The following is a 12,350-nucleotide window of genomic DNA, read 5'->3' on the forward strand; positions in this document are numbered from 1 at the left end:
TTCCAATGTCTTCAGTCCTAGCCTCCAACAGCTGGGCCGATAAGCTGCCCACGAAGGTAACCCGCCTCGTGCACGCTCTGGCGATCGCATCCCTGATCTCCCAGATTGGCATTATCGTCACCGGTGGAGCAGTAAGGCTCACGGAGTCGGGCCTCGGTTGCTCCCAATGGCCCAACTGCGTCCCGGGGTCGATGACCCCTGTCCCGGAAATGGGCATCCACGGAATCATCGAGTTCGGCAACCGCCTGCTGACCTTCGTCCTGCTGGTAATCGCCGTCGCCTTCCTGATTTCCATCTGGAAGATGCGCCCTACCCACCGCACCCTGTACAAGCTGTCCATCGGCTTGCTCGCTGGCATCGCGCTTCAGGCGCTGGTTGGCGCCATTACCGTGTGGACCGGCCTGAACGCATGGGTTGTTTCGGTGCACTTCCTGATTTCCGGAGCCCTGGTCATCATGGCCACCTTCCAGGTCAATCGCACCGCCAAGGAGCTGAAGGGCCGCACGATCGAACACAGCAGCAAGTCGATCTGCCAGGTCTCCTTCGCGGCATGGATCTTCTCCCTGCTGGCGGTAGCTTTCGGAACTATCGTTACCGGCACCGGCCCGCACGCAGGCGACGCCGATGCACCGCGTCACTTATTTGATCCCCTGCTGGTCACCCGCATGCATACCGCTCCGGTGTACCTGCTGGTATTTGCCACCATCGTGGTACTGGTCCTGGCCTACAGGCAGGTTGGCAACGCCCAGCTTCGCACCGCCATCTGGTGGCTTGTAGCGGCCATTGCGATCCAGGCAGCCATCGGCTACATCCAGCACTTCAATGGCCTGCCTGTCGCCTTGGTGCTCTCTCACATGCTGGGCGCCAGCTTGCTTCTTTCAGCTTCGGCAAACGTCTGGGACCGGGCCGCTATCCTTCCGGATTACCAGCGCAGCGATGCCTAGGATTCCGCATTAGATAACTCAGGGTTGCCCTGCACTTTAGGTGCAGGGCAACCCTGAGTCGTTAAGGGCTATCGGCTTTGAGCCGCCCGGCGTTTGAACCACAGCAGCCCATGAAGTCCAAAGAAGAAATAGACGGTTCCTACCAACCAAATTCCCGCAAGCAGCAGACCCTGATCGATAACGGAAGCCACCAAGAGTGCGGCACCGCTGGTACAGGTGACCCAGAGAGCAGGGCGGAAATTGGCCAAGAACCCAATGCCGCAGGCCAATCCCAGCGCCAGATAGAGGTATGCTGCCACGCTCGGCTCGATCCCCGAGAACAATCCTGACACGAGGAATACGACCGGCAACAGCAGGCAGATGCCTCCGATGGTACGCATCCGTTTCACTCGCCTCGCACAATGCACGGACCCGGGGGTTCCCCTATGAATTCCAACGAACATCCACGCCGTGACCATCGAGGGAATGTAGAAGATGCCACTGCTGGTGATAAAACCAGCAACCAGTATGCTCATGCAACCGGCAATCACATAGCTGTAGATGAGTGCTGCTCTCCCCTTCATGAAGGCAGAGGCAGATACGCCAAGTCCGAAGATCGCGAAGATCAAAAGCTGTAACGCGCCAAACTTATAGATTGAGTCATAGCCTCCTTGGATCGGAGGCGCCTGATTGCCCACAATCCGATCGCCAAGAGTATCCGCCATTGACCCGTCAATGATGGAGACAAGGACTCCCAGGATTAGTGCCACGGCACCGAGCACGAGGCTTTTCCTGCGCAGCGGAGCTCGCTCTCGGGATGCCGTGAGTTGGGCCGTCAGTGGGGCGGCAACAGTCTCCGGGGCGCCTAGCGCGCCCAGGATCTGCTCATCTCTCCTGCCCAGTGCCCTACCCTCCTCGATATGCTGCGCCACATCTTCCAAAAGCTCGGCTCCCATATCCCTTGGCGCATCGCGCAGGAGCTTGCCCAAGGCCTGCAGGTACGTTTCCGCACTTTGGTACTCAGCTGTCGATGCCATGTTGCCCTCCAAGAAGTTCGGTTACCTGCAGTGAAATTGCTTCCCATACTTCACGGAACCCGCCAAGCATCAGATGCCCGTGCTCCGTAATCGTGTAGTACTTGCGCTTGCGGCCCGACCCGCCTTCTTCCCAGTAGGTCTCGACCAGGCCCGTGGTTTTCATGCGTGCCAAGAGTGGATACAGACTTCCCTCGCTGGCGGTGAGCTGCCGCGCAGTGAGTTCTTCTGCCAGCTCGAGCCCGTATTTATCTCCGCCGGCTAGCGAACCCAGCACGCAGTACTCAAGGACACCCTTGCGTATGTTGGTAGCGATTTTTTCGCGTTGATCGGACATGGAATGAGAATACCTTGCGTAACAAGACTTGCATAGCAAGATTTAGGATATTCCTCTGTCAAGAGCAACCACTGATTCTGAGGATCACGCTTTGATGCCACGCGGGCCGGTGAGCAAGTACGCCCACAACGCAGAAAAGTGCCCTGCCGGGAAACCAACTGATGCTGGTTGCCCGGCAGGGCACTTTCTGAATCTAAGCTGCCGTTCTAGCTTCTAGCCGAACAGCGGGCTGCCTACGAACGGGTCAACGGCCAGAGCCAGGAATACGATCGTGAGGTAGGTGATGGAGATGTGGAAGACCTTCATGGCCTTGCGGTTGACCTCGGCTGGCTTATGGTTGCCCTGCGCTTCGCGGTAGAGCACGTGGGATTCGTAGACGAACCAGATGCCTGCACCACCAGCGATTGCGGTGTAGAGAATGCCTGCGTTGCCCAGCGGCACCAGCAGCATCGAGCAAACGACAGTAGCCCATGCGTAGAGCACTACCTGCACCGAAACGCGACGTGCGTTGGCAATAGCACCGAGCATCGGCACCGAAGCTGCGTTGTAGTCATCTGCGTACTTCATGGACAGTGGCCAGTAGTGCGGCGGGGTCCAGAGGAAGATCACCAGGAACAGGATGACTGCTGGCCATTCGATGGTGTTCTTTACAGCGGCCCAAGCAATCAGCACCGGCATGCATCCGGCGATGCCGCCCCAGACGATATTCTGCGCGGTACGACGCTTGAGAATCAACGTGTAGAAGACGACGTAGAGCAGGATGGCGGCCAAGCCCAATGCAGTGGTCAGCGGGTTAGTCCCGACCCACAACACGATCAGGGACGCAACGGCTAGGCTCCACGAGAAAATCAGCGCTTCCTTCGGAGTCAGGTCACCGGTCACCAGCGGACGGCCCTTGGTACGCTTCATCAACTTGTCCATATCGCGGTCGATATAGCAGTTGAATGCGCCCGAAGCACCTGCGGCCATGGCACCACCAACGAGGGTGGAGATCATCAGCCAAACGGCGGGGAATCCGCGCTCGGCAAAGATCATGGTCGGAAGGGTGCTCACAAGCAGCAACTCGATCACGCGAGGCTTCGTCAATGCTAGATAGGCGAGAGCCTTACGCTTCATAAAGTCTCCGGTGCTTTCACCAGGTTGACGCGAGGCGCGTGGCACTGATGCTCCGGCGACACTTTGAGTCTTCAATTAAACGCACTCAGTTCTTCATGGGTACAAGACAGACACTGTCATTCTACGCTGGATAGAAATTGATTGAAACTCCCCACGGAGAGGATCACATCCCAAACAAGGTGATTTGGATCAATTAGTACCCCTTCGCCTCGACTCCTGCGCAACATATAAGCCACACCCCTGCCGCACAACCAATGCCGCCGTACGACTCCCGCCGGCAGTGGCGCATACCGCCGAGCACGGCCCTTCGATTCCCCCAGCGGCGCAACAGCGCCTCAAGCCTCCTCGGTCAGAACCATCTTGCCAACGACCCCTAGCCGCTGGAGGGAACAGTCGAACCCGATGAAATGCCTACGTTCCGAGCTTTCCGCATCCAAGGAAACGGCAACTCTTGCCACCAGCGAAACAAAGCCTTAATCAGATAATTCCTCGTGGCACAAAAATTGTGTTTTGTAAGTCTCGCTTCGTCCGCACGCTAAGGCAGAGCATCTTCGGCAGAATTGGTCGCAAGTTAAGGCAGGAGAGCACAAATGCACAGAATGATTGACGCGTTTGCTCACGCCATGGCGCTAATGCCCGCTAGCGCGCAACCTCCTGTGCAAACTGATTAATTCTGTGTCATCTTGCAAAATTCAACGCCTGAAAACGTCAATTCGCGATAGGGTTGACTCAGATTGCGCCGTCGCGACCTGCCATCCCCCTGTTATGAAGCAAAGCCGGGGCATGAGGAGGCGACGGCGTATTGCGTGTCAGCGGGAGAAATTTCCCGTCCAAGCCCGAATGGAAGGAACGCCGCTGTGGCGACTGAATCCTTAGTAGAAGAATTCTCACTGACAGAGTTGGATCGTAAGGCCATTGACACCACTCGTGTCTTGGCAGCCGACGCCGTCGAAAAAGTTGGCAATGGCCACCCCGGTACCGCAATGAGCTTGGCTCCGGCCGCCTACTTGATTTTCCAGAAGCACCTGCGCCATGATCCGAAGGATCCTAACTGGATCGGCCGCGACCGGTTCGTGCTCTCCCCCGGACACACCTCGCTGACTTTGTACCTGCAGCTGTTCCTCTCCGGCTACGGCTTGGAGATGGAAGACATCGAAGCACTACGTACCTGGGGTGCCAAGACCCCGGGCCACCCTGAGTTCGGCCACACCGCCGGCGTTGAGATTACCACCGGCCCACTGGGCCAGGGCCTGGCCTCCGCCGTTGGCTTCGCCTACTCCCAGCGCCGCATGCGTGGCCTGCTGGATCCTGCAGCTGAAGCCGGCACCAGCCCATTCGACCACACCGTGTACGTCATCGCTTCCGATGGCGACCTGCAGGAGGGCGTCACCTCCGAGGCTTCCTCGCTGGCCGGCCACCAGGAACTGGGCAACCTTGTTGTGATCTACGATGATAACAAGATCTCCATCGAGAACGACACCGACATCGCCTTCACCGAAGACGTGCTGGGCCGCTACGCGTCCTACGGCTGGCACACCCAGCGCGTTGACTGGACCGTCACCGGCGAATACGTCGAGGACATGGCTGCACTGGATGCAGCAATCCGCGCAGCCAAGGCCGAAACCTCGCGCCCATCGATCATCAGCCTGCGCACCATCATCGGCTGGCCTTCGCCAACCAAGCAGAACACCGGCGGCATCCACGGCTCCAAGCTGGGTACCGAAGAAGTAGCTGGCCTCAAGAAGGTTCTGGGCTTCGACCCGGAGAAGAACTTCCAGATCGAAGATGACGTGCTGGCTCACGCCCGCGAGGTCGTCACCCGCGGTGCGCAGCTGCACGCCTCGTGGAACGAGACCTTCGAAGCTTGGAAGTCCGCCAACTCTGAAGAAGCCGCACTGCTTGCACGCCTGCAGGCCGGCGAACTGCCAGAAGGCTGGACCGAGAAGATCCCAACCTTCGAGCCAGGCTCCACCATGGCTACCCGCGCCGCGTCGGGCAAGGTCATCAACGCGATCGCCGATGAACTGCCAGAACTCTGGGGCGGCTCCGCCGACCTGGCCGGTTCGAACAACACCACCATCGAGACCGCGAAGTCCTTCGCACCTGAACGCCGCTCCACCGATACCTGGTCCGCCAGCCCATACGGCCGCGTACTGCACTTCGGCATCCGCGAGCACGCCGCCGCCTCGATCGTGAACGGCATTGTGCTCTCCAGCCCAACCCGTGCATTCTCCGGCACCTTCCTGATCTTCTCGGACTACCAGCGTCCGGCCATCCGCTTGGCCGCACTGATGGGCGTCCCGTCGATCTTCGTATGGACCCACGACTCCATCGGCCTGGGCGAAGACGGCCCGACCCACCAGCCAGTGGAGCAGCTCGCTAGCCTGCGCATCATCCCGAACTTCGATGTGGTCCGCCCAGCGGATGCCAACGAGGTCGCCTACGCATGGCGCGGCATGCTGGAATTGACCGATACCCCATCGGGCATCGTGCTTTCCCGCCAGAACCTGCCAATCTACGACCGCGCGGCCACCGGCTTCCGCGGCGCAGAAGGCACCCTGAAGGGCGGCTACATCCTGGCCGAAGCCGTCCGCGACGGCGCGCAGACCACCCCGGATGTCATCTTGCTGGCTACCGGTTCCGAGGTTGAGCTGGCCGTTGAGGCCCGTGAAGCACTGGCAGCCAAGAACATCGCTGCCCGCGTGGTATCCCTGCCTTCGCTGGAATGGTTCGCCAAGCAGGATGCTGCCTACCGCGAAGAGGTCCTGCCCGCCGCGATCACCGCCCGCGTTTCGGTTGAAGCCGGCGTAGCCCAGGGCTGGCGCGAGCTGGTGGGGGCACATGGCGAAATCATTTCGCTCGATCACTTCGGCGCTTCCGCCGATTACAAGAAGCTGTACTCGGAGTTCGGCATCACCACCGAGGCTGTTGTAGCCGCCGCCGAAACCTCCCTGCAGAACGCTGCCAAGTAAGGAACTGAAGTAACTATTATGAGCAACCCGAATACTCAGGCCCTGTCCGACGCTGGCGTCTCCATCTGGTTGGACGACCTTTCGCGTGAACGACTGACCAGCGGCTCGCTGGCCAAGCTGATCGAAGAGCAGAACGTGGTCGGCGTGACCACCAACCCATCGATCTTCGCCGCGGCACTGTCCAAGGCAGAGGTGTATGGCCAGGCGATTGCCGAGCAGAAGCACCGCTCGGTAGAAGACGCGATCACCGAGATCACCAGCGATGACGTGGCAGCAGCCTGCGACCTGTTCAAGGGCATCTACGAGTCCTCCAAGGGCTTCGATGGCCGCGTGTCCATCGAGGTTGATCCCCGCCTGGCTCACGAGACCGCACCAACCATCGCCCAGGCCAAGGCCCTGTACGAGCGCGTGAACCGCGAGAACGTGCTGATCAAGATCCCGGCAACCGTCGAGGGCCTGGAAGCAATCACCGAAACCATTGCCGCTGGCATTTCGGTGAACGTCACCCTGATCTTCTCGCTGGAACGCTACCGCGAGGTCATCAACGCCTACCTGCTGGGCCTGGAGAAGGCCAAGGCCGCGGGCCTGGACCTGTCCAAGATCCACTCGGTCGCTTCCTTCTTCGTTTCCCGCGTGGACACCGAAATCGACAAGCGCCTGGATGCCATCGGCACCGATGCGGCAGCAGCCGTACGCGGACAGGCCGGCGTAGCCAACGCCCGCTTGGCCTACCAGGTCTTCGAAGAGTCCTTCGCTTCGGCACGCTACGAGGTGCTGGCAGCTGCCGGCGCCAACGTCCAGCGTCCACTGTGGGCTTCGACCGGCGTGAAGGATCCTGCCTACCCATCGACACTGTACGTCACCGAGCTGGTTGCACCGCAGACCGTGAACACCATGCCGGAGAAGACCCTGGACGCCACCGCGGCTGAAGCAGAGGTGCGCGGCAACGCGATCGCCGGCAGCTACGACGCCGCCAACCGCGTGCTGGACAAGCTCGCTGCGCTGGGCATCGACTACAACGAGGTCGTGGACCTGCTTGAGGTTGAAGGCGTATCGAAGTTCGACGTCGCATGGAACGAACTGCTTGAGGACATGGCCGTGGCACTGAAGGGAGCCAAGTAGATGGAGCTTGGTCTGGTAACCTCCGGTGAGGCCCTGGCCTCCGTCGACGCGTTGCTCCCGAAGCTGATCGAAGCGAAGATCGGCAGCCGCATCGCCGCCCAGGACCCAACCATTTGGGGTCCTGAGGCAGACGCTGAATCAGCCATCCGCCTCGGTTGGGTCAGTCCCTTCGAGGCCGCAGGCAAGCTGATCCCGCAGATCCTGGATCTGCGCGACGAGCTGCAAGAAGAGGGCCTGACCCGCATCGTGCTGTGCGGCATGGGCGGCTCCTCGCTGGCCCCTGAGGTCATCACCGCCCATGACGAGGTGGAACTGGTCATCTGCGACACCACCGATCCGTCGATGGTCAAGCAGATTGTGGAGACCGACCTGGAGCACACCGTCGTGGTGGTTGCTTCCAAGTCGGGTTCCACCGTGGAAACCGACTCGCAGCGCCGTGCCTTCACCGCAGCCTTCCAGGCTGCAGGCATCGATCCGGCCACCCGCCTGGTGCTTGTCACCGATCCGGGCTCGCCAATGGATAAGCCTGAAGGCGTGCGCGCGGTGTTCAACGCTGATCCGAACGTTGGCGGGCGCTACTCGGCGCTGACCGCTTTCGGCCTGGTCCCTTCGGGCCTGGCCGGTGCGGACATCGAAGCCCTGGTTGAAGAATCCGGGCTGGTCAACGACGTGCTGGCATCGGACGACGAGGACAACCTCGCGCTGCACCTGGGTGCCGCCATGGCTACCGCGGGCCGCGACAAGCTGCTGATTGCCTGTGTTGGCGACGCCCTGCCGGGCTTCGGCGACTGGGCCGAGCAGCTGATCGCCGAGTCCACAGGCAAGGAAGGCAAGGGCGTGCTGCCTGTTGCCGCGCATGTGGATGCTCCGGAGCTGAAGAACCTGGCTGCGGACGTGCTGCCGCTGTTCGTCTACGACGCGCTGCCTGAGGATTTCGACGAGGACGCCACCGCTGTGCACTTCAGTGCACCGCTGGGCACCGCGTTCATGATCTTCGAGTACGCCACCGCCGTAGCCGGCTACCTGCTGGGCATCAGCCCCTTCGACCAGCCTGATGTCGAGGCTGCGAAGATTGCTGCCCGTTCCATGCTTGATGCGCCAGCGGAAACTGCACCGGATGCAGTGGATGGGCCAGTTGAGCTCTACGGCACCGAGGCCAAGACCTTGGATGCGGCGCTGGAGCAGCTCACCGCGCAGCTGCCTGCAGACGGCTACCTGGCCATCCAGGCGTACCTGAACCGCACTGCGGATCAGGAGCTTGCCGCGCTGCGTGATCTGCTGGCTGAAAAGACCGGCCGTCCAGTCACCTTCGGCTGGGGTCCGCGCTTCTTGCACTCCACCGGCCAATACCACAAGGGCGGCCCGGCACAGGGCGTGTTCTTGCAGGTCACCGCGGACCACAAGGAAGACCTTGAGATCCCGGAACGTCCGTACACCTTCGGCGGCTTGATTACTGCCCAGGCGATCGGCGATGGCGCAGTACTGGCTGACGCCGAACATAACCGCCCAGTGCTGCGCGTGAACCTCACGGACCGCGCCGCAGGAATCGCTGCCCTGATTGAGGCAGCGAAGTAAGGCACTATGAGCAATCCACTACGCGACGCCCGCGACCGGCGGCTTAACCGCATTGCCGGTCCGGGCGCGCTGGTGTTCTTCGGAATCACCGGCGACCTTGCCCGCAAAAAACTCATGCCAGCGGTCTACGACCTGGCTAACCGCGGACTGCTTCCCCCGAACTTCGCGATCGTCGGCTTCGGCCGCCGAGACTGGACGGCGCAGGACTTCGCCAACCAGGCCCGCGAATGGATTCTGGCCAGCGCCCGCACCCCCTTCAACGAAACAGTTTTCGCCCAGCTGGCCGCCGGAATGCGCTTCATCTCCGGTGCCTTCGACGACGACGGTGCCTACGAGAACCTGGCCGAAACCCTTGATGAGCTGGCCGAATCGCGTTCCACCGGACGCAACCACGCCTTCTACCTCTCGATTCCGCCTAGCTGGTTCGAAGTGGTCTGCCAGAAGCTGGCCGAGCACAAGCTGGCCAAGGACAAGAACCCGGGCTGGGAACGCGTGGTCATCGAGAAGCCATTCGGCCATGACCTGGAAAGCGCCCGCGAGCTGAACGAAATCGTGGAATCGGTGTTCCCACCGGATGCGGTCTTCCGCATCGACCACTATCTGGGCAAGGAAACGGTGCAGAACCTGCTTGCCCTTCGCTTCGGCAACCAGATGTTCGAACCATTGTGGAACAACAAGTACGTGGACCACGTGCAGATCACCATGGCCGAGGACATCGGCATTGGCGGGCGTGCCAGCTACTACGATGGCGTGGGCGCGGCCCGCGACGTCATCCAGAACCACCTGCTGCAGCTGCTCGCGCTGACTGCGATGGAAGAACCGATCTCCTTCGACGCGGACCACCTGCGCAGCGAAAAGGAAAAGGTGCTCACCGCAGTCCAGCTGCCCGAGGACCTGGGAGCGGCCAGTGCCCGCGGCCAGTACACCTCCGGGTGGCAGGGAGCTGAAGAAGTCGTCGGCTTCCTGGACGAAGAGGGCTTCAACCCGAAATCCAAGACCGAAACCTATGCGGCGGTGCGGTTGAACATCAACACCCGCCGCTGGTCCGGGGTGCCGTTCTACCTGCGCGCCGGCAAGCGCCTGGGACGACGCGTCACCGAGATCGCGGTGGTATTCAAGAAGGCCCCGAACCTGCTGTTCACCGACCACGAGGATGACGAGTTCGGCCAGAACGCCTTCGTGATCCGCGTGCAGCCAGACGAAGGCGCGACCATCCGCTTCTCCTCCAAGGTGCCCGGCACCCAGATGGAGATCCGCGATGTGACCATGGACTTCGGCTACGGCAACGCCTTCACCGAATCCTCCCCCGAGGCCTACGAACGTTTGATCCTCGACGTGCTGCTGGGCGAACCGCCGCTGTTCCCTCGCCACGAAGAAGTCGAGCAGTCCTGGCGCATCCTGGATCCCTTCGAGGAATACTGGGCTTCGCTGCCCACCCAGCCCGAGCCTTACGCTCCGGGTTCGTGGGGCCCGGAAAGCAGCGATGAGCTGATGGCGAAAGATGGCAGGAGCTGGCGACGACCATGATGATCGACCTTCCAAACACCACCACCTCCAAGGTGGCCAAGAAGCTGATCTCCTCGCGCCGCACCCACGGCGTAGTAGCCCTGTCGCGGGTCATGACCCTGGTTGTCATCACCCGCGAAGGCTTCGCCGAGAACGCCATCGAGGCCGCCAACTTAGCTAGCCGCGAGCACCCCTGCCGAATCATCGTCGTGGTGCGCGGCAACAAGTCCGAGGCCAACCGGTTGGACGTGCAGATCCGCGTAGGCGGAGACGCAGGTGCCTCCGAAGTCATCGTCATGCGCACCTACGGTCCGGATGTCGTGGCCGACGAGGCACTGATCTCCGCCCTGCTGCTGCCCGATGCACCGATCGTGGCCTGGTGGCCGCACGGAGTGCCGCAGGACCCTGCCGGCACCGCGCTGGGCAAGCTGGCGCACCGCAGGATCACCGATTCGGCTGAAACCGAAGATCCCACGGCCGCACTGTTCAGCCGCATTGCCACCTACCGGGCCGGCGATACCGACCTGGCGTGGACCCGGCTGACCCTGTGGCGTGCCCAGCTGGCCAGCATCATCGACCTGATCGGCACCGACGGGCTGAACGGCATCACGGTGAAGGGGTCGGATAATTCTCCGTCCACCACCTTGCTGGCAGCCTGGCTGACCATGTGCCTGGACGTGCCGGTGACCATCGCCGCGGACAAGTCCAACGGCGGGCTATCGAGCGTGCGGCTGGCTCGTGAAGCCGGCGACGTCGAGCTCTCGCGGCCTTCCGGGGCCGTCGCGCACCTCTACCTGCCAGGTTCCGCCCCGCAGCGCATCTCCTTGCCGCGCCGTTCGGTGGCCGAATGCCTGGCCGAGGAAATGCGCCGGCTGGACGCTGACGATGTCTTCGGCGAAGTCATCACCAAGGGCTTGAACCTGACCAATCTAAGGAGCATCAGATCCAGTGATCGCTAGGCAAATTCTCATCCATGAAGACCCTGAAGCTACCGCCAACGCCATTGCGGCCCGGCTGATCACTTCGATCGCCGACGCACTAGCCGCCCGCGGTGTCGCCCACGTGGTGGTCACCGGAGGTTCGCTGGGCATCGCCGCCTTGGAGGCTGTTGCCGCCAACCCGGCCAAGACCTCGGTGATCTGGTCGCAGGTGCACTTCTGGTGGGGCGACGAGCGTTTTGTCGCCACCGATTCGGCTGACCGCAACGTATTGCAGGCCGAAGCGCTGTTCGCAGCACTGGATGAATTGGGCCTGGATCGATCCACCGTGCATGCCATGGGTGCCAGCGACAAGTACGACACCGCTGAGCAGGCTGCCGAAGCCTACGCGGCCGAACTGGCAGCTGAAGCCGAACAAGGCGCCTTGAACCCCGCGTTCGACGTGCTGATGCTCGGCATGGGCCCGGACTCGCATGTGGCCTCGCTCTTCCCGAACCACACTCGTTCGGATCAGCCAGGGGTCATCGCCGTCCACGATTCCCCCAAGCCGCCTCCGCACCGTGTCACGCTCACCATGGGCACGATCAACACCGCCAAAGAGGTGTGGCTGATCGTCACCGGCGCCGACAAGGCTCCAGCGTTGGCCAAGGCCCAGCACGAGATCAATGAGGTTGCTGTTCCAGCCTCGGCCGTGCACGGCACTGAAGCCACCCGCTGGATCGTCGATCGCGCCGCGTCAACACTGCTCTGATCAGCAACGTTAGGTCGGCTCCGTGAACCCCTTGGTTCCCGGAGCCGGCCTTTGCGCTAACCACCGTCTTTAAGGA

At 61.7% G+C, this 12,350-nt stretch carries 10 protein-coding genes; 7 read left to right on the forward strand and 3 right to left on the reverse strand.

Annotated elements, in window-relative coordinates:
* Nucleotides 1-5 precede the first annotated feature (5 nt).
* Complete coding sequence (locus AARI_RS10275) at nt 6-944, forward strand: COX15/CtaA family protein (RefSeq protein ID WP_013349229.1); 939 nt, start codon at nt 6-8, stop codon at nt 942-944.
* Between the two features lie 68 nt (nt 945-1,012).
* On the opposite strand, the gene AARI_RS10280 is transcribed toward AARI_RS10275, so the two are convergent.
* From AARI_RS10280 to AARI_RS10290, 3 genes are all read right to left on the reverse strand, one after another.
* Nucleotides 1,013-1,960 (reverse strand): DUF1700 domain-containing protein, encoded by a 948-nt coding sequence (locus tag AARI_RS10280; RefSeq protein ID WP_013349230.1) that lies wholly within the window; start codon nt 1,958-1,960, stop codon nt 1,013-1,015.
* On the reverse strand, nt 1,944-2,294 hold the full coding sequence (locus AARI_RS10285; protein ID WP_013349231.1) for a PadR family transcriptional regulator: 351 nt from the start codon (nt 2,292-2,294) through the stop codon (nt 1,944-1,946). The genes AARI_RS10280 and AARI_RS10285 overlap by 17 nt, the downstream gene beginning before the upstream one ends.
* 213 nt (nt 2,295-2,507) lie before the next feature.
* Nucleotides 2,508-3,410: a heme o synthase gene (locus AARI_RS10290; protein WP_013349232.1), complete on the reverse strand. Its 903-nt coding sequence runs from the start codon at nt 3,408-3,410 to the stop codon at nt 2,508-2,510.
* Between the two features lie 857 nt (nt 3,411-4,267).
* Here AARI_RS10290 and tkt point away from each other — a divergent pair.
* The 6 genes from tkt to pgl are packed head-to-tail and all read left to right on the forward strand — an operon-like array spanning nt 4,268 to nt 12,274.
* Nucleotides 4,268-6,382, forward strand: a complete 2,115-nt coding sequence (gene tkt, locus AARI_RS10295) for a transketolase (RefSeq protein WP_013349233.1) — start codon at nt 4,268-4,270, stop codon at nt 6,380-6,382.
* 18 nt (nt 6,383-6,400) lie between these two features.
* Nucleotides 6,401-7,504 (forward strand): transaldolase, encoded by a 1,104-nt coding sequence (gene tal, locus AARI_RS10300; RefSeq protein ID WP_013349234.1) that lies wholly within the window; start codon nt 6,401-6,403, stop codon nt 7,502-7,504.
* The gene (locus AARI_RS10305) at nt 7,505-9,079 is read left to right on the forward strand and encodes a glucose-6-phosphate isomerase (RefSeq protein WP_013349235.1); all 1,575 of its coding nucleotides are present in this window, start codon (nt 7,505-7,507) and stop codon (nt 9,077-9,079) included.
* Between the two features lie 6 nt (nt 9,080-9,085).
* Nucleotides 9,086-10,606 carry a glucose-6-phosphate dehydrogenase gene (gene zwf, locus AARI_RS10310; protein ID WP_013349236.1) on the forward strand — a complete coding sequence of 507 codons (1,521 nt, stop codon included), beginning with the start codon at nt 9,086-9,088 and terminating at the stop codon, nt 10,604-10,606.
* A complete protein-coding gene (locus AARI_RS10315) occupies nt 10,603-11,544 on the forward strand; it encodes a glucose-6-phosphate dehydrogenase assembly protein OpcA (protein ID WP_013349237.1) in 942 nt (313 codons plus the stop codon). The genes zwf and AARI_RS10315 overlap by 4 nt, the downstream gene beginning before the upstream one ends.
* Entirely contained in the window at nt 11,534-12,274 is a 741-nt protein-coding gene (gene pgl / locus AARI_RS10320; protein WP_013349238.1) for a 6-phosphogluconolactonase, read from the forward strand. Before AARI_RS10315 ends, pgl begins: the two co-directional genes overlap by 11 nt.
* The last annotated feature ends 76 nt before the right edge of the window (nt 12,275-12,350 follow it).

The organism is Glutamicibacter arilaitensis Re117 (assembly GCF_000197735.1).
In the GTDB taxonomy this organism is placed as follows: Bacteria; Actinomycetota; Actinomycetes; order Actinomycetales; family Micrococcaceae; genus Glutamicibacter; species Glutamicibacter arilaitensis.

Excerpts from the sequence above, each read along its gene's own strand:
- AARI_RS10275 (WP_013349229.1), top strand. The coding sequence starts at position 6 with ATGTCTTCAGTCCTAGCCTCCAACAGCTGGGCCGATAAGCTGCCCACG.
- AARI_RS10280 (WP_013349230.1), bottom strand. The coding sequence starts at position 1,960 with ATGGCATCGACAGCTGAGTACCAAAGTGCGGAAACGTACCTGCAGGCC.
- AARI_RS10285 (WP_013349231.1), bottom strand. The coding sequence starts at position 2,294 with ATGTCCGATCAACGCGAAAAAATCGCTACCAACATACGCAAGGGTGTC.
- AARI_RS10290 (WP_013349232.1), bottom strand. The coding sequence starts at position 3,410 with ATGAAGCGTAAGGCTCTCGCCTATCTAGCATTGACGAAGCCTCGCGTG.
- tal (WP_013349234.1), top strand. The coding sequence starts at position 6,401 with ATGAGCAACCCGAATACTCAGGCCCTGTCCGACGCTGGCGTCTCCATC.
- AARI_RS10305 (WP_013349235.1), top strand. The coding sequence starts at position 7,505 with ATGGAGCTTGGTCTGGTAACCTCCGGTGAGGCCCTGGCCTCCGTCGAC.
- zwf (WP_013349236.1), top strand. The coding sequence starts at position 9,086 with ATGAGCAATCCACTACGCGACGCCCGCGACCGGCGGCTTAACCGCATT.
- AARI_RS10315 (WP_013349237.1), top strand. The coding sequence starts at position 10,603 with ATGATGATCGACCTTCCAAACACCACCACCTCCAAGGTGGCCAAGAAG.